This window comes from Cobetia sp. 1CM21F (assembly GCF_023161745.1).
GTDB classification, from domain to species: Bacteria; Pseudomonadota; Gammaproteobacteria; order Pseudomonadales; family Halomonadaceae; genus Cobetia; species Cobetia amphilecti.
The window spans coordinates 838,604-858,635 of record NZ_JALNTQ010000001.1 but is presented as its reverse complement, the minus strand read 5'-3'; the positions used below and the strand labels follow the sequence as shown (position 1 = coordinate 858,635).

Below are 20,032 nucleotides of genomic sequence, written 5' to 3'. Positions count from 1 at the left end.
ACAAAGTCTTATAAAACGACGTTCGCCACGCAACATGGGGCGCCACGCAACATAGGGAGAGTGCTGCACATGAATCAGTCGCTATTGGCACTATTGGCCTTTGTGCCATTGCTGCTCGCCGGGGTGCTGTTGATCGGCTTTCGCATGGCCGCCCGCCTCGCCATGCCCATCGTCTTCGTGGTCACTGCACTGATCGCCTTGCTGGCCTGGGACATGACCTTCACTCGTGTCCTGGCCTCGTCATTCCAAGGGCTGATACTGACGGTCGCGATCCTGTGGATCATCTTCGGCGCCCTGCTGCTGCTCAATACCCTCAAGCATTCCGGCGGCATTGCCGCGATACGCAACGGCTTCTCCGGCATCAGCCCGGACCGCCGCGTGCAGGCCATCATCGTCGCCTGGCTGTTCGGCTGCTTCATCGAAGGTGCCTCCGGCTTCGGCACCCCTGCCGCCGTCGCCGCCCCCTTGATGGTGGCGCTGGGCTTCCCGGCCCTGGCGGCGGTCGTGGTGGGCATGATGGTGCAATCGACGCCGGTCTCCTTCGGTGCGGTCGGCACGCCGATCGTGGTCGGGGTCTCCGGTGGCCTCGACAAGGCCGGTGTCAGCGAGACACTGGCCGCGAATGGCTCGAGCTGGGACGCCTACTTCCAGCTGGTGACCTCTGAGGTCGCCATCACCCACGGCATCATCGGGATCTGCATGCCGTTGATCATGGTTGCGGTGATGGTGCGCTTCTTCGGTGCCAATCGCTCCTGGCGTGAAGGGCTGGAAGTCGCCCCCTTCGCGCTGTTCGCCGGTGTCTGCTTCGTGGTGCCTTACGTACTGGCGGGCATGCTGCTGGGGCCGGAATTCCCGTCGATGATCGGCGCCATGATGGGGCTCGCCATCGTGGTACCCGCAGCGCGCAAGGGCTTTCTGCTGCCCAGCCGGACCTGGGACTTCCCGAACGCTGACAGCTGGCCCGCGGAGTGGATCGGCAAGCTGGACATGACACTTGAGCCCGTCGAGGGTCGCAAGCCGCTCTCGGTCGGCATGGGGTGGCTGCCGTACGTGCTGCTCGCGGTGCTGCTGGTGATGTCGCGCGTCATCGCGCCGATCAAGGAGGCGCTGACCTCGTGGAGCTTCGGCTGGAGCGGCATTCTCGGGGAGGCTGACATCTCCGGCAGTCTGCAGCCCTTGTACCTGCCCGGCGGTATTCTGGTGGTCGTGGTACTGCTGACCATCGTGCTGCACCGCATGCGCATGCGAGACGTCAGTGCTGCCGTCAGCGAGTCCAGCCGCACCATCCTCGGCGCAGGCTTCGTGCTGCTGTTCACGATCCCGATGGTGCGTATCCTGATCAACTCCGGCGTCAACGAGGCGGATCTGGTATCGATGCCGGTGGCGATGGCGCAGTTCATCGCCGATAGCGTGGGCGATATCTACCCGCTGTTCGCGCCGAGTGTCGGCGCCCTCGGGGCCTTCATCGCCGGCTCCAACACCGTCTCCAACCTGATGCTGGCCGATTTCCAGTTCAACGTCGCCCAGGCTCTGGGCATCTCCAGCGCCATGATGGTCGCCCTCCAGGCGGTCGGCGCGGCTGCCGGCAACATGATCGCCATCCACAACGTGGTAGCCGCCTCGGCCACCGTCGGCCTCCTGGGTCGCGAAGGCGTCACGCTTCGCAAGACGATCCTGCCGACCCTCTACTACGTGATCTTCGCTGGCATCATCGGCATGATCGCCTTCCACGGCCTGGGGGTGATCGACGGCTTGATGAGCTGACAACACGCCTCGTATCACTCTGGCAAACGACAGCAGGCCCGCATTGTGTGCGGGCCTGCTGTCGTGTGGAGATCATCAACAGAATATTGAATGTGTTTACTCCAGGGGCCTGTTTATCAACAAGGCACGGCGTAATAAATTGCCCAACATCACCGAAACGGCAGTCTCATGTCGCAAGTTTCTGGAGCAGACATCCCATGACCCATTCTGTATTGCACCCTACCCGATTACAGCAGGCCCGGTTACAGCAAGCCCGCGAGCTTGAACTTCCTTCCCGCGAGGCCATGCTGCGGCGCGCCCCCTCCGTCCAGCAATTCTGGGACAGCCATCGTCAGCTGCTGAGTGACGCCTGGCGTGAATGGGAAGCCGTCGAGCAAGACGACCTCGCCATCCTCGATAGTGGATTGATCGACGAGGCGCTGCGCACTGCCGTCAAGCAGGCGTGGGAAAATCCCGAGCGCGAGACGGACGTCAAGGCGCTGATGACAGAAGTCGCTACTGACGTCTATCAGTTCCAGCTCTTCGATGTCGAGCGCATTGCTGATTTGCGCAACATGCTGGAACAGGCATGGGACGCCGGCATTCCGCTGCGCCCGCCCTACGGCATCGTGCTCAATCGACGCGGCGCCATGCTCGACCGTCGCTCAGAGGGCTATCTGGCGGCACCGGGTTTCCAGGCGTTCTATCAGCAGCTGCTGGACACCTACATGCGCCCGATCTCGCGGCTGCTGTTCCCGGAAATCATCGGCTACGACAGCCAGTCCTTCGGCTTCTCGATCCATTATCAGCCCACCACGGACGCCTCGATTCGGCCGCATACCGACGCCTCGTCCGTGACTCTCAACATCAACATGAACCTGCCCGACGAGACCTTCGAGGGCTCTGAACTGGACGTTCTGGACGCCGCTAGCGGCGACGCAGTGCGCTTCTCGTTCACGCCCGGCTCGGCCATGTTGCATCGCGGTAATGTGCCGCATGCCGCGCAGCCGATCACCAGCGGCCAGCGCTCCAACCTGGTGCTGTGGCTGTATGGTGAGCGAGGCCAGATACCGCCACAGGGCGCCCAACGTCGGACGATACCTGCCAGAGACCGCTGGGTCGCCTCGAGCGCCGAACAGGATGATTTCGCACCGTTCTGATGGCTATCGCTAGTGAGCAAAAACGACAAAGGGGGCCTTTGATAGGCCCCCTTTGTCGTTGTCATGCGCTCGATAACGCCGCTCAATCATCCGCTCATGACCACCTGATCATGGCCTCGCCTGCCATGATGGGAAAGCCAAGCAGATCACGAAGGGTCGCGGCATCCGGCGAGAGAGTCAGCCAGCTCACGGCCGCGATATTGAGCAGTACCGCACACCAGAACACGAACTGATAACTTGTCTTGCGCGTCTTGTGACGCAGGCTCTGCTGGGCGATCAGCGCGCCCGGCCAGCCACACAGCAGCTCCATGAAGTGCAAGGTATCCTCGCGGACTCTCTGTTCACTCTCAGCAGCGGCCAGTTTATCTACCCGATACGCCATGTACGCCACCAGGCTCATGCCCAGATACGCTGCAGGCAACATCCATGGCAGACGCCCTTGCTGCCATCCCACCCCGAGAACGACCGCGACGACCAACGCCATCAGCCACGCGAACATGACACCAGCGGACGTACTGGAAGCTCCGGCCCCATGGGTGCGAAAGCGGATGGCACGTGGGCGGTTGTTGTCATCCATGCCCAACTGATAGTGCACCTGCGCGCTGGCCTTGGGTCGCCCGCGCCCCTGGTAGGCGCTGATGTGCGCAAAGACATCCTTGCCACCCGACGCCGGGGTAATGAAGCCAAAGCCCTTGTCATCGTTCCAGCGCGTCAATCGTCCTTGAAGGTTCATCGTCTCATCTCTTCCCGGGCAGGCCCTTAGCCGATGAAGGTGCCCGTGGCGTTGCCGCCGCCCTTGCCGCCGGAGCCACCATCGTCGTTGTCGTCGTCATCTTTTTCATCTCTTTCAACTCTGTCACCCCTGCCATCCTTGCGCTCCCGCTCGTCACGCTGATCGCCCCATGGGTCCTGATCCCGCGAGTCAGCGCCGCCTTGTTCATGGTCGCGGATATCGGCAGCAGAAGCCTTTTGCGAATTGGCGTACACGGCCAGCGCATCATCGGGATTGCGCGCCGAGACCTGGGCCTGCTCTTGATAGCCCTGGGTTTCCAGCAGGCTCGCGTACCACAGGTTGCCCTTGAGGCTGATGGTCAAATTGAGGCCCAGGAACAGGATGTTGGAGATCAGCTGCCCTCCCTGCGTCGCCGGAATGAAGACCGAGCTGAGCACGATGAAGCCGAACAGACTGGCCGCCAGCAGCCACATGCGCTTGTAGAGCGCCCAGAACAGGCCGAAGAAGAATGCCGGCCATGACCAGCCGATCTTGACGGCACGCGTCCCGTGCTCGGGATGCGTCAGAATACGAAATGAAGCCATCGTGAAAATCCTTGTCTGTGATGCCGAGCGGGCAACAAGCTGCGACAGGCTCGGATAAATGACACACCCTTCGTACTATACCGCCGGCCACTTGTCAGGACCATGAACTGATCTATCGCTATCTCACTGATTCTCCTCAAGCTTGTCAGCCGCGCCCAGTCATTCATGTCCAGCCATTCGCACCGAGCCATTCACACCAAGCCATTCATACCAAGCCATTCGCGCCCGACGACGCAGCTCAAAGCGTCTGGATGACCAGCGGCTGATCATTGGCCGGATAGGCACAGCACATCAGCAACTGTCCCTGAGCCACGGCGGCCTGTGGCGGCTCGGGATACTTGACCTCACCCGCGAGCAGTCGCAATGCGCAGCTGCCACAGCGCCCGGCACGGCAACTGGACAGGGTATTCACGCCTGACTGCTCGGCCAGCTCAAGCAGACTGCCCTGTTGGGGTGTCCACTGTCGTGTGATTCCCACGTCGCTGGCCGATGGCTGCCCGGGTGCCACGCGAGGCGTGAAGGTGACCCGAGTACGCTCCGGCAAGCTCGCCTGGAAGTCTGCCGATAGCGCAACCGCGGTTGCCTCCCCCTTCTCCAGCGAACCACGCCCGAAGAATTCGTGATGCAGTTGCTCCCGCGGTAACCCCAGCGCCAGCAAGGCGGCATATTGCGCGCGCATGAAGCCCTCGGAACCACACAGATAGACATGGCTGGAGGCAAGGTCCGGCAGGCTGCCCGCCAGACTCACCAGCTCCAATCTGCCCACAGATTGATGCCGCCCGGCCACGAGATCCGCCGCACTCGGGCGCGACAAGGCGATATGCAGATGCAGCCACGCATGGGCGCGCGACCAGCGCTCCAGCGTGTCGAGAAATGCCAGCTCACGCCCATCACGCGCGGCATGCAGGAAGACCACTTCACCGAGCGGCGGATGCCCCGCTTCTGCCTGCTGTATCAAGGCCTCCAGCATGGCGATCATCGGCGTGATGCCGACGCCGGATGACAGCAGTACGCGAGGTGCGGGCGAGTCCTGCAACACGAAATCCCCCGCCGGGGGTGTCGCTTCCAGCACATCGCCCACCGCGAATTCATCATGCAACAGGCGTGAGGCAAGTCCCTTGGGGTCGCGGCGTACCGAGATGCGATAGGCACTCTGCCCCGCCCGCCAGGCCTGCGAAATGCTGTAGCTACGCATCACCGCGATCTCGCCGCAGGACAAGGGCCGCTGTGGCGTGGAGGCCAGACGCAGGGTCAGAAACTGGCCGGGGTGATAGGCGGCGATTTCCGCCGGTTCGCGCTCCTGCCCCGCTAGCGGCCATGGCGCCAGATAAAAGGAGGTGATCGAGTCACTTTCGCGCACCTTGTCGATGACGCGCAAACGACGCAAGGGTACGGGCGCCTCGTCAGGGGCCGGCCAGTCACCGGTCTGCTCAAGCGACGGCGAGAGTTCGATCAGACGCCCCTGCGCCGGCAAGGCATGCTCGACATGCAGTACCTGCTCTGGCACCACATCCACGATGCGCTCGGCGCCCGCGACCAGCGCTGCCCGCTGGGGGTTCCAGTCGACCCGGGCACGCCCCTTGAGCACCAACACATCACCCGTGATGAAGTCGGGAATCAACAGGCTGACGCGGGAATCCAGCTCGATATTGCCCAGGGTGTTGAAGAAGCGATTGCCGGCAAAATCGGGAAACGACAGGCTGCCATCGGCATTCAGGTGCAGAAAGCCTGGCCTGCCGCCACGATGCGAGACATCCACGCCGTTGGGCGCAGCATCGTCCAGCTCACCTGCGCGGGTCGCGATGAAGAAGGTGTCCGCCTGGGCCAGCAAGGCGCGCGCCTCTTCATCGTTCCATGTCGCCTCGTTATTAAGTGCCACCTCGCGGCTGACCAGCGCTTTCGCCTGCTCGGCAGCCCAGTCGATCTCACGTTGCTGGATGTATTGCGGACAGTTGCCGTAGCTCTGATCGACCCCGATCCGCAGCCCATCGGGCGCCATGCCCGCCACCGCTTCAGGGGCAAGCAGGGTGCCATTCAGGCGATTGCGCCGCCGACTGGCCAGATCCAGCCCCAGCACGCCGACCCTGGTACCGGGAGTGAAATCCAGCCCCAGCAATTTCCCCAGCGCCGGTCGTGCATGCACCTGCAGCTCACCGGGCGTGGCATCGCAAAGCTGCCCGGGCGGCGCAAGGCTCACCACCGCCCACGGCCAGCCGTCGCTGTCAGGCACGCCCATGAACAGCACCGGCAGACTCGTGAAGAACGCGACATGCTGCTCAGGCATCCGGTCGCGCACGTAGGGGGCGACCTGCTCGAGATAATGCTCCGGCACGCCTGCGCGTGCCTGGACACGTCGCTCACCTGCATGAAACACCTGCCGATGCTCATTCATGGACAAACCCTCAGAATGACGGTGGGGCTCAGGCCAGTACCGGGCTCGTCGCCATGCCCACGAAGCCCGGCTCGGCTTCGATACGCGCAAGCCAGCCACGAATGGCGGGATAAGGACTCAGGCTGACAGCCCCCTCCGGGGCATGGGCGATGTAGCTGTAACCCGCGATGTCGGCCAACGTCAGGCGCTCCTCCACCAGGTATTGCCGCTGATCCAGATGGGACTCCATGACGGCGAACAGGGCATGCGCGCGGGCGATGGCCTGCTCGTGGTCAAAGAGAGCACCGAAGACGGTCACCAGACGTGCCGTGCAGGGGCCAGCGGCAATCTCACCGGCCGCGACCGAGAGCCAGCGTTGTACTTGGGCCGCTGCCAGGGCGTCGCCGGGCATGAAGCGTCTCTCGCTGTCATAGCGCTGGGCCAGATAGACGAGGATGGCGTTGGAATCACTCAGGAAGACGCCATTGTCCTCGATGGCCGGCACCTGCCCGAACGGACTGATCCTGAGGAAGTCGGGCGCCTTGTGCGCGCCGTTGGCCATGTCGAGATCCACCGCCTCATAGGGAATGTCCAGCAGCGCCAGCATCAGCTCGACGCGGTGACAGTGGCCGGACTTCGGATTGCGGAACAGACGGATGGGCGCTGACGCGGCAGCAAAGCGTGGGTTCATGATTCACCTGACAATGTGAGGAAAAAGCAAAGAGGAAAGAGCCGAGAGCGGCAAAGCGCAGTGCGCTGCAGGAAACGTGGCTGGCGATGACGACTCAGAAGCCGAAATCGCTCAACCCGGGGTGGTCATCCGGTCGGCGCCCCAATGGCCAATGGAACTTGCGCTCGCTCTGCGCGATGGGGTGCTCATTGATGCTGGCGTGGCGATGGGTCATCAACCCCTGCTCATCAAACTGCCAGTTCTCATTGCCGTAGGCGCGAAACCACTGCCCGCTGTCATTGCGATATTCATAGGCGTAACGCACGGCGATCCGATTCCCTGCGCTGGCCCACAGCTCCTTGATCAGGCGATAGTCGAGCTCGCTTGCCCACTTGCGGGTCAGGAAGGCCACCACCTCATCACGGCCGGTCACGAATTCGGCGCGATTGCGCCAGCGGGTGTCCGGGGAATACGCCAACGCTACCTTCTCGGGGTCACGGCTATTCCAGCCGTCTTCGGCAAGACGCACCTTGTGTGCCGCAGTGTCTGGCGTGAACGGTGGCAAGGGATGGCGGGGGAGATTGGCTGACATGAAAGAGGCTCCAGCGGTTGGGATGATCAAACACATCCCCACACTACTCTCCTCACCTGGCTGCTAGAATCCTCAGCAGAGACAATTGATCATTCCAGATAATGACAATAATCGACGCCATGAGGAGCCATAGATGGACCGACTGCAGACACTGGAGGTCTTCGTGGCCGTGGCGGATGCCGAAAGCTTCGCGGCAGGCAGCCGAGCGCTGGGCATGAGCGCCCCCTCGGTGACACGCGGCATCAATGCCCTGGAAGCCCGCCTGGGCGCACGTCTGTTCACGCGCACCACACGTCGCGTGCGCCTGACCGAGATCGGTGAGCGGTATCTGGCGGATGCACGGCGCATCCTGGCGGAGCTTCAGGCAGCGGAGGATGGTGTCAGCGGCGCCGCGACACGCCCCACTGGCGTATTGCGCATCACCTGTCCCACCGAATTCGGCCGTCTCCATGTGATGCCACTGCTGATGGAATACCTCGAACGCTACCCCGAGATGCGCGCCGAGGTGGTCATGGTGGACCGCGTGGTCAACATGATCGAGGAAGGCTTCGATATCGCCGTGCGTATCGGCTCCCTGCCCTCCTCGGGGCTTTCGGCACTGAGAGTCGGCAGCGTGCGGCGCGTGGTGTGTGGCTCACCGAGCTATTTCGCCCGCGAGGGCACGCCGGACTCGCTGGAGGCCTTGGCCGGACTGCGCATCGTTGCCTCAAGCAACTTAAATGCCAGCAAGGAGTGGCGCTTCGGCCACGCAGGAGAACACGCCATACGAGTGAGCCCCCGGCTAACGATGAGCAGCATTGCCGCCTGCATCGAGGCGGCCCGCAGTGGCTGGGGCATCACCCGCGTGCTGTCCTATCAGGTCGGCGAGGATCTCGCCGCGGGTCGCCTGCAGGCCGTACTGGAGGAGCTGGAGCCACCGCCGCTGCCGATCCACCTGTTGCACAGCGAGGGGCGCGGCGCGGTGGCCAAGGTCCGCACCTTCCTGGATTTTGCCGCCGAACGCCTGCGCGCCAATTCTGTACTGAATCCCTCACCGTCAGCGCGATTGACCGACTGAGCCCCCCTCCGACGGGCTGAAGGCCGTCATGTCCTGTTGCAGCAGGCTCGACAGACGACTGGCGCCGTCGCTCAACAGACGGCCCAGGCGGCTGATCAACTGCACATGCGGCGTGACGAACTGGGCTTCCTGCAGCGGAATTCGACACAGGCGGCCAGCGGCGACCTCCTCGGAGACCACGAATTCCGGCAGCAGGGTCACGCCGCCATGCAGCGCGAATTGCTTGAGCATGGCGAGGGCGTTGCAGGTCAGGGTCGGACTCAGCATCACTCCGGCCTGATGTTCGGCCTGGGCCACGATCTGGCGGATGCCGAATGACACCTCCGGCAGGGCCAGGGAGTGACTGGCCAGCGCTGCCAGCGACAGTGGCTCGGCCTTGCCTGCCGCCCGCCTGGAGCCTTCCTGAGCCCCGAACTGTTGCCCCCCGAGCGGCTGCCCCCCGAACGGTTGCTCCTCAAACTGCCGAGCCAAGGCATGCTGCGGATTGACCACCGCACACACCGGCTGCGGCCGCGAAACGTGCGTGCGAATCTTCGGATCGCGAGTCGGGTGAAACACCAGTCCCAGATGCGCCTCATCCTCGACCACCTGACGGATCACTTCATTGGTTCCGCACAGATTCACCTTGAGTTCGATGCCCGGATAGCGCGCGGAGAAACGACTCAATGGCCCCGCCAGCCCCTCGATGAAGCCCTCACCGATCGCCAATACCAGCGAGCCGCTCTGCAGCCCCTTCAATGACTGCAACGACTCGAGCAGAACCTCCTGCTGCGCCAGACGCTGCCGGTAATACTCCAGCACCCGCTCGCCCGCCTCCGTCGGTTTGACCCCGCGGCGATGGCGCTCAAGCAGCGGCATGCCCAGCTCATGCTCCAGCTGGGTGATCTGTCGACTGACCGCGGAAGGCGCCACATTCAGGAAATCCGCCGCCGCGCGCACGCTACCGAGTCTTGCCGCCTCATGGAAGTGACTGATACGTCGATCCTGCACCAGACTCATCACGCCCCCAGCATTGCCCTGAAGGCAACATTAAAGTGAATTCTGGATTATTGCTGGAACACAGAAGCGCTGTCCATACTCGAGTCACCGGGTGCTACTCCCCCTTTCACCACGACAGGAATCACACAATGACAACAACCGTCGGTGTCATCGGACTGGGCAACATGGGCGGCGGCATGGCCGCGACTCTCGCCCGCCATGACTTCCCCGTATTCGGGTTCGATCTCTCTCAGGCTGCGCGTGACAAGGCGGCTGCGTCAGGCGTCACGCCGGTCGATTCCCTCACCGAGCTGCTCGCGAAGGTTGAGGTGGTGATTCTCTCGCTGCCCAAGGCCGAGCATGTCGAACGCCTGTGTCTGGGCGGCGAAGATGCGCCAGTCAGCGATGCAGCAGACGACCACCAGGCCGAAAGCCTGCTGGCCCTGGCCAGGCCGGGACTGATCGTGATCGACACCACCACCTCGACTCCCGAGACCAGCCGCAAGGTGGCGGCGGCGCTGGCGACGCGCGGTATCGACTTCATCGACGCCCCGGTGTCCGGCGGCCCCAAGGGCGCCGCGAGCGGCAGCATGTCGATGGTGATCGGCGCCGAGGATGAGGTGCTGGCACGCGCCATGCCGGTACTGGAGGCCATGAGCGGCAGCCGAGTGCATGTCGGTCGCTGTGGCGCGGGCAATGTCGCCAAGATCGCCAACAACATGCTCGCGGCCTGTCATCTGATCAGCACGGCGGAAGCCGTTGCCATGGCCGCCAGAGCGGGCGTCTCCCCCGAGAAGTTGCTGGAAGGCGTGAATGCGGGTTCCGGGCGCAGTGGCGCGAGTCAGGTGATGTTCCCCAACTGGGTGATCAACAAGGCCTACGATTCCGGCTTCACCATGGGCCTGATGCGCAAGGATGTCGGGCTGGCCAGTGATCTGGCGCAACAGCTCGGGATGGAACTGCCCCTCGCCAACGCCGTCGCCCAGCTATGGAACGAGAGCCGCGCGACGCTGGATGACCGCGAGGATTTCTGCGCCATCGTGCAACGCACTGACCCGACTCTCTTCGGCCACGGAGCATAAGCCATGCTGACCCACGACATGACCCCGGCATTCTCAACGACTCAGCGTATCGCCGAACTGATGCAGGCCTTTCAGGACAGCAGCCAATCTCATGACGACACTCTTGTCGTCAGCAGCCTGATCGGTGGCGAGTTCATCAAAGGTAGCGGTGAGCGCATCGAGGTGCGCAATGCTCAGGATGACAGCCTGATGCTGTCCTTCCCGGATGCCGACATCTCTCAGGTCGCGCTTGCCAATGCCGCCAGCCGCGAGGCCCAACAGCAATGGGCCGCCCTGACCGCCCAGGCCCGTGGTCGCGCCATCTACCGGATAGGCAGTCTGGTCCGTGAGCAGGCCGACACCCTGGCCGAACTGGAGGCGCTGAGCGCCAACAAGCCGATTCGCGATGCGCGGGTCGAGGTGGCCAAGGTCGCCGAGATGTTCGAGTACTACGCGGGCTGGGCCGACAAGTTGCACGGTGAGGTGATTCCTGTCCCGACCTCGCACCTCAACTACGTCACCTACGAGCCGCTGGGCACCGTGCTGCAGATCACGCCATGGAATGCCCCCATCTTCACCGCCGGCTGGCAGATCGCCCCGGCCATCACCGCCGGCAATGCGGTGATTCTCAAACCCTCGGAGCTGACGGCGCTGTCCTCGCTGGCGCTGGGCGTGTTGATCGAGCGCGCCGGTGTGCCGCGCGGGCTGGTCAATGTCATCGCCGGCTACGGCCATAGCATCGGCCAGGCGTTGATCGCCGAGGGCGACATTCGCAAGGTGGTATTCGTCGGATCGCCCGCCACCGGCCGCCACATCGCCACCGCCGCGGCGCAGCGCTGCATTCCCTGCGTGCTGGAGCTGGGCGGCAAGTCCGCCAACATCGTGTTCGAGGATGCCGATCTCGAGGTGGCCCTGCGCGGCGCCCAGGCGGCCATCTTCTCTGGAGCCGGCCAGAGCTGCGTGTCCGGCTCACGCCTGCTGGTGCAGGCCTCGATCTTCGACAAGTTCACCACTGCGCTGGCCGAGGCCGCCACGCAATTCACCCTCGGTGACCCGCAGGACCCGGCGACCCAGATCGGCCCGATCAACAACGCGAAGCAATACCAGCATGTGACGTCGATGCTTGCCGGCGCCATCGAGGACGGCGCGCGTCTCGCCGATGGCTCAGCAGAGCCCATTCCAGACACCGGCGGCTATCATGTCGCGCCGACGGTACTGCTGGGTGACAACGCCATGGCCTGCGCGCAGGAAGAGATCTTCGGCCCGGTCGTGGTCGCCATACCGTTCGAGGAGGAAGCCGACGCCATCCGCATCGCCAACGACAGTCGCTTCGGGCTGGCCGGCGCCGTCTGGACGCGCGACGTCGGCCGCGCCCACCGCGTGGCACGCCAGGTGCGTGCCGGCACCTTCTGGGTCAATGGCTACAAGACCATTCACGTCAGCTCGCCCTTTGGTGGCTACGGTGAAAGCGGCTATGGCCGCTCCTCAGGGCTGGATGCGCTGCGAGAGTACAGCGAAGTGAAGAGCGTGTGGGTCGAGACGGCAGCCGAGCCCGCCGCCAGCTTCGGCTATGGGGCGAGTCTGGAGTAGCCAGATGTGATCGTGTTGCCTGTCAGAGGACAGCACCCGAGGCAGCGGTCGATGACGGGGTCACTCGGCCGCTCCCCCTGCCGTATCGAGTGTCTCCTTCAGCACCGTGAGTGCCTGAACGATATCCGGATAGTGGCAGCGGCGACGATGCACAGCCGTGAAGATCGGATGCAGTATCTGCGGGGCATCCTCGACGACACACAGGCCCTCCATCGTGGAGGCAAGGTCCGCGACGATACGGGAAGGAACGTATGTGCTCCCTCCCGTTCTGCGCAGAAACTCGACGGCGATGCCTTCGAAACTGACCGTAATGGCCGAGTTGGCCAGCTCCGGCAACAGCGTCTGGTGGCGCTGGCGAAAGTAGGAGGTGTAGTCGGTATTGAGGTAGGTGTCCTTGGGAATCTGGGCGAGATGGCGGCCATGCGTCGATACCATCACGAACCGCTCTTCCCCGACCTGCTGAATCTCGAGATCAGGAAGATACTGCGGTGAATACAGCACGCCGATATCGATGGCGCCATGCGACACATCCTTGATGATCTGCAGCGAGTAGTCCGCCTGCAGATCGACCGCGGTGCGCTGATCGCGGGCACGAATGTTGATCACCCAATCCACGAGCACGGGCCGCATCAAGCTGAACTGTCCGGCCAGACGCAGCAGACGATCGCGCTCCTCGCTCGCCCCCGTGTCGCGACGCGCCTGGTCCCAGGTGGCGACCAGAAGCCTGGCATGCGGCTCGAACCGAATGCCGGCAGGCGTTGGCGTCGCGCCAGCACGCCCCCTCTCGAACAACTGTGCCCCGACCTCTGCCTCCAGCGCGCGAATCCGCCCGCTGATGCTGGATTGCGTCAGCTCAAGGCGATCAGCCGTACGATTGAAATTGCGGCTCTCGAAGACATCCAGAAACGTCGTGACAAGCTTGATATCCATTTCAATCACCAGAACCGATCAATGAAGGCTGTGCAATCGATTGTATGACTTTCTGCGCTTGAATAGCATTTCCCGTGATGCTGACGCGCTCACATGCGCTCGCGGCAGGGCAATAACAACAATGATTCCTGACAAAGGAGCGTCTCATGTCGCGATTGACCACTGAGCTCTTGTCACGCCGCCAACCCGGTCACGCCCTGGAAAGAGCGTTCTACACCGACCTCGAGATCTTCAGACAGGATCTGGAGCAGGTCCACTACAAGGAATGGCTGTTCGTCGCGCCAGCCTGTGAGCTGCCCGGTCGTGGCAGCTATCTGACATACCGGATCGGCGAGTACCACATCGTGGTGATCCGTGGCGACGACGACGAGATCCGCGCCTTTCACAATACCTGTCGTCATAGAGGGTCGGTGCTGTGCAAGACCGACAAGGGCAAGACCCCGAAACTGGTGTGCCCCTATCATCAATGGACCTATGACCTCGACGGCACCCTGCAGTGGGCGCGCGACATGGGGCCCGACTTCGCGCTCGAGGACCACGGCTTGATCGCCGTTCATTGCCGCACGATCTCCGGCCTGATTCATGTATGCCTTGCCGATGAGGCCCCCGATATCGCGTCATACATCGAGGTCGCGACGCCCTATCTGGCAGCGCATGACCTCGACAATGCCAAGGTGGCGTTCGAGTCACGGGTGATCGAGAACGGCAACTGGAAGCTGGTCTGGGAAAACAATCGCGAGTGTTATCACTGCTGCGCCAATCACCCCAGCCTGATTCGCACCTTCCCTGAAGATCCGCGCATTTCCTTCATCGGCGAGCACGAAGTCCCCGATTTCATCGCCGACCATTTTGCGGCCTGTGAGGCCGAAGGGCTGGCGTCGCGCTATGTCGTGGCACAGAACGGGCAATTCCGCCTGTCACGCATGCCGTTGGTGGAAGGCGCGAAAAGCTTCACCCTGGACGGGAGTTCCGGGGTACACGGCAAACGGCTCGGTCAGGTCCACAAGGAAGATGCCGGCGTGCTGAACCAGTTCCACTACCCCAGCACCTGGGCTTACTTCCTGCCCGACCACTGCATGACGTTTCGCGTGACGCCCATCAGCCCCACCGAGACGGAGCTGGTCACTTGCTGGCTGGTGCACAAGGATGCCGTCGAGGGCGTCGATTATGATCTCGAACATCTGACCCGGGTCTGGCTCAATACCAACAGCGAAGATCGCCGTGTCGTGGAGGACAATCAACAGGGAGTGAACTCACGCGGCTATGTGCCGGGCCCGTATTCACCGGTGCATGAAGCCAGCGTCCAGGGCTTCGTGGATTGGTACTGCGAGACTCTTGGCCCGCGCTTGATCCCCCTCCGCGCCGTGGCTTCATGACGCAGGCACCGAGCCTCGGTTCGGCTCTGCCCTGACGACTCAGCCAGGATAGCTCTGCCCTGAAGACTCAGCCAGGACGGCTCACGCATGACACCGCAAGGCGCCGTGGATTTCCCTCCACGGCGCCTTGCGGCGTTTGACGGCATGCGCCAGCATCGACTCCCGACTTCTGATTTCCGAATTCCGAGCCCCGGCGTCGCGGGCAGTGACAAGCAGTACTTCCGTGACAAGCAGTACTCCCGAGCCAAGGCATCCATCGCCCAGACGACACAAGGATACGTGAATGCGCGTCAAGACCGACTTCCCCCATCGCGTCCGCGAGATCGAGCACACGCTGATTCCGCTCTCTGACGGCACCCAGCTGGCCGCCAGAATCTGGCTGCCGGAAGACGCGGAACAGGCACCGGTGCCGGCCATCCTCGAATACCTGCCCTATCGCAAGAGTGACGGCACCATCGCGCGTGATGCCCTCACCCACCCCTACTTCGCGGGCCACGGCTACGCGTCAGTTCGCGTCGACATGCGCGGCAACGGCGAATCCCAGGGGCTGATGGAGGATGAATATCTGCCACTGGAGCAGTCCGATGCGCTGGAGGTGATCGACTGGATCGCCAATCAGCCATGGTGCAGCGGCAAGCTCGGCATGATGGGCATCTCCTGGGGTGGCTTCAATTCGCTGCAACTGGCCGCGCACCGGCCCGAACCGCTCAAGGCCATCATCACCCTCTGCTCCACCGATGATCGCTACACGGATGACATCCACTACAAGGGTGGCTGCCTGCTCAACGAGAACCTGGCCTGGGCCGCCACCATGCTGAGTTTCTCCGCAGCACCGCCGGACCCGCGTCTGGTCGGTGATGAATGGCGCGCCATGTGGCAGGAGCGTTTGGACGAGATGCCGCTGCTGGCCGAGACCTGGCTGTCGCATCAGCACCGCGATGCCTACTGGAAGCAGGGCTCCATCAACACCAATTACGCCGATGTCGAAGCGGCGGTCTATACCATCGGTGGCTGGGGCGATGCCTACAAGAACACCGTCGGGCGGATGATGGAAAATCTGACTTGCCCGCGCAAGGCGCTGATCGGCCCGTGGATCCACAAGTATCCGCACTTCGCGGTGCCCGATCCGGCCATCGGCTTCCTGCAGGAAGCGCTGCGCTGGTGGGACCACTGGCTGAAAGGCGAGGAGAATGGCGTGATGGATGAGCCGTCCGCCACCTTTTATTTGCAGGACTCCCTGCCGCCGAAGACGATGTATGCCGAACGTCCGGGACGCTGGGTGCAGACCGATGGCTGGCCCGCCAGCAATGTCGAGATGCGCCAGATGTCGCTGAGCGAATCAGGCCTGAGCGACGACGCGCGTCAGGGTCAGCAGGCACTGTCCAGGCCGGTCGTGGTGGATTCACCGCTGACCGCTGGTCGCCATCAGGGCGAGTATTGCGCCATCTGGTTCGGGCCTGACCTGCCGGCGGATCAGCGGCTCGATGATGCACTCGCCGTGTGCTTTGACAGTGAACCGCTCGACGCGCCGCTGGATATCCTCGGCAAGCCCAGGCTCACGCTGTCACTGACCAGTGACCAGACCTGCGGCCAGCTGACGGTGCGCCTGAGTGATGTGCAGCCGGATGGTCAGGTCGCACGCATCACCTACGGCGTACTCAACCTCGCGCTGCGCGATCATGACACTCCGCAGCCTCTCATTCCGGGCGAGCCCGTCAATATCGAGCTGGAACTGGACATGGCGGGCTATCGGATTCCGGCCGGCCACCGTCTGCGCGTGGCACTGGCCTCAGCCAACTTCCCGATGGTGTGGCCGGCGCCCCAGCGAGCGGCTCTGACTCTGCAAGCGGGCCTGCAATCACTCGCGCTGCCGGTCTTCACCGGCGAGGCCGTCGACACCCCCTTCGCGGCACCGGAATCCGCCCCACCGGCCAACATCAGCGAACAGCGTGCCGCCAGGCCGAGTCGCAGCGTGGTGGAAGATGCGGCCAGCGGCGAAGTCACCACCATCGTCGCGGATGACCTGGGCGCGATGACGCTCGAGGACACCGGCATGCGGGTCGAGTATCGCTGTACCGAGCGCTATACCGCGCACCCGCAAGATGCGGATCGCACCCGTGCCGAGATCGTCTGGCACTACCACGCCGGACGCGATCAACTCGGGCGTGACAGTGCACTTGGCGAGACCACCCCGGGCCAGTTCGACGTCCGCGTCGAGAGCCACTACCGCATGCGCTGTGACGCCGAGAACTTCTATCTCGAAGCCGAGCAGATCGCCTGGCAAGATGACGAGGAAGTCCACCGCCGTGACTGGCAGCGCACAGTGGCTAGAACATCGGTCTGAGGCGCCCGCTCAGGCGCCTGGCGCGTATCTGTCCTGCGAGCGTTGCTGCCAGGCGGCCAGCTCTGCCGCCAGATAGGGCATGAAACGCTGCCCCTGACGCGAGACGGGATGAAAGCGCGAGGTGACCAGCGCGACATCCAGAGTGATGGTCGGTGTGAAGGGCACAATGCGCAGATGGCAATCGCGGCGTGCCAGCATCGCCTCCGCCGTCACCGGATCGATCAGGGCGATCCCCAGCCCTTCGTTGACGAGCATCGCGACCGAGGGAAACAGATGGGTCTCGATGCTCGCCTGCAAGGTCATGCCGACCTGCTGGAAGGCACCCGCGAGTTTCAGAGTGCTCTGGTGATGCTGGTCCAGCGTGATGATGGTCTCCCCGGCCAGATCCGCCGGGCTCAGTGATGCCTTCTCGGCGAGAGGATTGCCTTCGGGGACCGCAAGCGCCATGCACAGCCGATACTCCTCGAGCACCAGCTCCTCGATGGCGGCGTCCGACTCGATGACGCCGAGATCGAACTGGCCCTCGGCAACCCACTCGGCGATCTTGCGCGAGCTGAACGTCTGCAACGACAGGCGGCTGTCGGGAAAATCGACCAGATAGCGCGCCATCACTCGGGGCATCACAGTGGGAGACAGTCCCGGCATCGAGGCCACGGTGAGCTTGCCGGCATGGCCGTCACGCAGCCCATCGGTCAGCTCATCAAGGTGGCCCACCGAGGCCAGCACCTTGTCGACCCCCTCGGCCAGATGGACGGCTTCCGGCGTCAACTGGGTGCCGTAGTGGTTGCGGCGAAAAAGCAGAAAGCCGACTTCGCTTTCCAGATTGGTGATCGCCGTGCTTACCGCGGGTTGGGTGATGGCCAGGCGACGCGCTGCCTGGGAGAGACTGCCCGTGCGTACCACTTCCTGAAAGATCTGCAATTGACGCAGGTTGTGTCTGAGTTTCATGACGGCTGGGCTCTCATCTCGTGGCTGGGCTCTCGTGGCAGAGCTCTTGTGGCAAAGCTCTCGCGGCGGGGCACTCATGTCCGGATTCTCGAGACTAGCCTTTCTCGGGCAGACTCTAAATTGTTCTTATGACTTAATAGACAGCCTTTAGTTGTGCTTATACCCCCTGCGGGAGGAAGCTGACCAGACCCTCATAACCAACAACAAAGGGCCACAGACAATGCATATGATCGACCTCATGGGGCTATTGCTGTATTTCGCGATACTGCTCTACATCGGCTACCGCAGTGCCAAGAAGACCTCCAGCAGTGCCGACTTCGCCGTCGCCGGCAACAAGATCATCTGGCCGGTGCTGTTCGCCACGCTCGCCGCTTCCTTCCTCGGCGGGGGCGCCTCGATGGGCCGCGCCGGCAAGGCCTTCGATGAGGGCTACGCCTTCATGTTCGCGGCCTCCGCCTTCCCCATCGCCACCATCATCGCAGGCCTCTACATCGCACCGCGCCTCAAGCGCTATGCGGGCGCCCAGACGGTCGGTGACATCATGGCGCATCACTATGGTCGCAGCGCTCGCCTGCTGACCGGCATCTTCTCGCTGATCTTCTGCGTCGGCATCCTCGGCGCTCAGGCGCTGGCCATCGGCACCGTCTTCAATGCCATCCTGGGCATCGAGATCAGCACCGGTATCCTGATCGGCATGGCAGTGGTATTGGTGTACTCCACGGCCGGTGGCATGTGGGCCGTGATCCAGACCGACGTGGTGCAGTTCGTGATGCTCGCGGTCTTCCTGCCCATCACCATGATCGTCGGGCTCGACAAGATCGGTGGCCCCGATGCCCTGATCGCCGCGCTGCCCACCGAGCACTTCAGCATCATGGGTGATTACACGCCGCTGATGTTCATCAGCATCTTCATCGCCTTCCTGCTCGGCGAGACCCTCGTCCCGCCCTACACCCAGCGCGCCCTGTCGGCACCGGATTCACGTCATGCCAAGATCGGCTACTCGCTGGCCGGCGGCTTCGGTCTGCTGTTCTATGCCGTCAGCTCCACCATCGGCCTGATCGCGCTGGTGCTCTATCCGCAGATCTCGCCGGATCAAGCCATGCCGGAACTGATTCGTGACGCCCTGCCGCTGGGTCTGACCGGTCTGGTGCTCGCCTCACTGCTGGCCGTGGTGATGTCGACGGCGGATTCCTACCTGAACTCGGCAGCGGTCATCTTCGTGACCGACATCTACAAGCCCTTCATCAATCCCGCCATGTCCGGCAAGCAGCAGCTGTGGATCGAGCGCGGTGTCAATCTGGCCATCGGGCTGGGCGCCATCGTCTTCGCGCTTTACGCCACCTCGATCATCGATGCGCTGCTGCTGAGCTACGCGCTGTGGGCGCCGACCATCCTGCTGCCGTTCATCTTCGCCGTGCTGTTCAAGGTTCGCTGCAAGCGGGCCGGCATCGCCGCGATGCTCGCCGGGGCACTGGCCACCAGCGTCTGGAAATGGAGCGGCCTGGAGCTTGAGGCATTGAGTGGTATCACGCCGCTGATCGCCGGCGTCATCGCCAATATCGTGGTCTTCACCCTCGTCTACCAGTTCTTGAACGCGGCGCCGGACCACAACGGCAAGAACGCCCCATCCCAGCCCACCCACTCCTGAGGACCTGACCATGTTCGGACTGACCCTGTATGTGATCTGCCTGCTGAGCATCCTCACCGCCGTGGGCATCGCCATCGCCTCCTGGAAGTTCTACCGCGACAACTGAGCCATCGGCAGGGCCTGTGCTACTCGACCATGAGTCTTCCAAGGCTCTGTCATGGCCCGTCATGGCTCTGTCATGGCCCTGCCACCGTCTTCATCACGCCGATCATGTCGGGCAATCCGCCCGGCATGACCGGCAAAGAGA

Annotated in this window: 16 protein-coding genes; 8 read left to right on the top strand and 8 right to left on the bottom strand. The window is 63.2% G+C overall.

Translation table 11 applies throughout. The features are described from left to right. The first annotated feature begins 69 nt into the window (after positions 1 to 69). Positions 70 to 1,764, top strand: coding sequence for an L-lactate permease (locus MSG32_RS03540; RefSeq protein WP_248377706.1), 1,695 nt, complete (start codon positions 70 to 72; stop codon positions 1,762 to 1,764). 197 nt (positions 1,765 to 1,961) lie between these two features. Continuing rightward, positions 1,962 to 2,903 (top strand): 2OG-Fe(II) oxygenase, encoded by a 942-nt coding sequence (locus MSG32_RS03535; protein ID WP_248377704.1) that lies wholly within the window; start codon positions 1,962 to 1,964, stop codon positions 2,901 to 2,903. 94 nt (positions 2,904 to 2,997) lie between these two features. Here MSG32_RS03535 and MSG32_RS18065 read toward each other — a convergent pair whose 3' ends face one another. The 5 genes from MSG32_RS18065 to MSG32_RS03505 form a co-directional block, all read right to left on the bottom strand. Continuing rightward, positions 2,998 to 3,636 (bottom strand): cold shock and DUF1294 domain-containing protein, encoded by a 639-nt coding sequence (locus MSG32_RS18065; protein ID WP_348983952.1) that lies wholly within the window; start codon positions 3,634 to 3,636, stop codon positions 2,998 to 3,000. Positions 3,637 to 3,662: 26 nt separating this feature from the next. Continuing rightward, the gene (locus tag MSG32_RS03520) at positions 3,663 to 4,220 is read right to left on the bottom strand and encodes a DUF2628 domain-containing protein (protein ID WP_248377702.1); all 558 of its coding nucleotides are present in this window, start codon (positions 4,218 to 4,220) and stop codon (positions 3,663 to 3,665) included. Positions 4,221 to 4,458: 238 nt separating this feature from the next. After that, entirely contained in the window at positions 4,459 to 6,612 is a 2,154-nt protein-coding gene (locus tag MSG32_RS03515; RefSeq protein WP_248377700.1) for a pyridoxamine 5'-phosphate oxidase family protein, read from the bottom strand. 28 nt (positions 6,613 to 6,640) lie between these two features. Continuing rightward, positions 6,641 to 7,282: a glutathione S-transferase gene (locus tag MSG32_RS03510; protein WP_248377698.1), complete on the bottom strand. Its 642-nt coding sequence runs from the start codon at positions 7,280 to 7,282 to the stop codon at positions 6,641 to 6,643. A 94-nt stretch (positions 7,283 to 7,376) separates the two neighbouring features. Beyond that, positions 7,377 to 7,853, bottom strand: a complete 477-nt coding sequence (locus tag MSG32_RS03505; RefSeq protein WP_192839278.1) for a nuclear transport factor 2 family protein — start codon at positions 7,851 to 7,853, stop codon at positions 7,377 to 7,379. 133 nt (positions 7,854 to 7,986) lie between these two features. Here MSG32_RS03505 and MSG32_RS03500 point away from each other — a divergent pair, with 133 nt between their 5' ends. Continuing rightward, positions 7,987 to 8,910: a LysR substrate-binding domain-containing protein gene (locus MSG32_RS03500; protein ID WP_248377696.1), complete on the top strand. Its 924-nt coding sequence runs from the start codon at positions 7,987 to 7,989 to the stop codon at positions 8,908 to 8,910. Here the strand turns inward: MSG32_RS03500 and MSG32_RS03495 are convergent. Continuing rightward, entirely contained in the window at positions 8,890 to 9,909 is a 1,020-nt protein-coding gene (locus tag MSG32_RS03495) for a LysR family transcriptional regulator (protein ID WP_248377695.1), read from the bottom strand. The two genes, MSG32_RS03500 and MSG32_RS03495, sit on opposite strands and share 21 nt — an antisense overlap. A gap of 35 nt (positions 9,910 to 9,944) precedes the next feature. Here MSG32_RS03495 and MSG32_RS03490 point away from each other — a divergent pair, with 35 nt between their 5' ends. After that, positions 9,945 to 10,970: an NAD(P)-dependent oxidoreductase gene (locus MSG32_RS03490; RefSeq protein ID WP_348983951.1), complete on the top strand. Its 1,026-nt coding sequence runs from the start codon at positions 9,945 to 9,947 to the stop codon at positions 10,968 to 10,970. Positions 10,971 to 10,973: 3 nt separating this feature from the next. After that, positions 10,974 to 12,539 (top strand): aldehyde dehydrogenase family protein, encoded by a 1,566-nt coding sequence (locus MSG32_RS03485; RefSeq protein ID WP_248377691.1) that lies wholly within the window; start codon positions 10,974 to 10,976, stop codon positions 12,537 to 12,539. Between the two features lie 60 nt (positions 12,540 to 12,599). Here the strand turns inward: MSG32_RS03485 and MSG32_RS03480 are convergent, their stop codons facing one another. Continuing rightward, positions 12,600 to 13,469 (bottom strand): LysR family transcriptional regulator, encoded by an 870-nt coding sequence (locus tag MSG32_RS03480; protein ID WP_192839284.1) that lies wholly within the window; start codon positions 13,467 to 13,469, stop codon positions 12,600 to 12,602. A gap of 146 nt (positions 13,470 to 13,615) precedes the next feature. Here MSG32_RS03480 and MSG32_RS03475 point away from each other — a divergent pair, with 146 nt between their 5' ends. Both MSG32_RS03475 and MSG32_RS03470 read left to right on the top strand, forming a co-directional pair. Continuing rightward, a complete protein-coding gene (locus MSG32_RS03475; RefSeq protein ID WP_248377689.1) occupies positions 13,616 to 14,845 on the top strand; it encodes an aromatic ring-hydroxylating dioxygenase subunit alpha in 1,230 nt (409 codons plus the stop codon). Positions 14,846 to 15,128: 283 nt separating this feature from the next. Next, positions 15,129 to 17,189, top strand: a complete 2,061-nt coding sequence (locus MSG32_RS03470) for a CocE/NonD family hydrolase (protein WP_248377687.1) — start codon at positions 15,129 to 15,131, stop codon at positions 17,187 to 17,189. Positions 17,190 to 17,198: 9 nt separating this feature from the next. Here the strand turns inward: MSG32_RS03470 and MSG32_RS03465 are convergent, their stop codons facing one another. Continuing rightward, positions 17,199 to 18,137, bottom strand: coding sequence for a LysR family transcriptional regulator (locus MSG32_RS03465; protein WP_248377679.1), 939 nt, complete (start codon positions 18,135 to 18,137; stop codon positions 17,199 to 17,201). Positions 18,138 to 18,357: 220 nt separating this feature from the next. On the opposite strand from MSG32_RS03465, the gene MSG32_RS03460 reads away from it, so the two are divergent. Next, positions 18,358 to 19,785, top strand: coding sequence for a sodium:solute symporter family protein (locus tag MSG32_RS03460; protein ID WP_248377677.1), 1,428 nt, complete (start codon positions 18,358 to 18,360; stop codon positions 19,783 to 19,785). Positions 19,786 to 20,032: the final 247 nt, after the last annotated feature.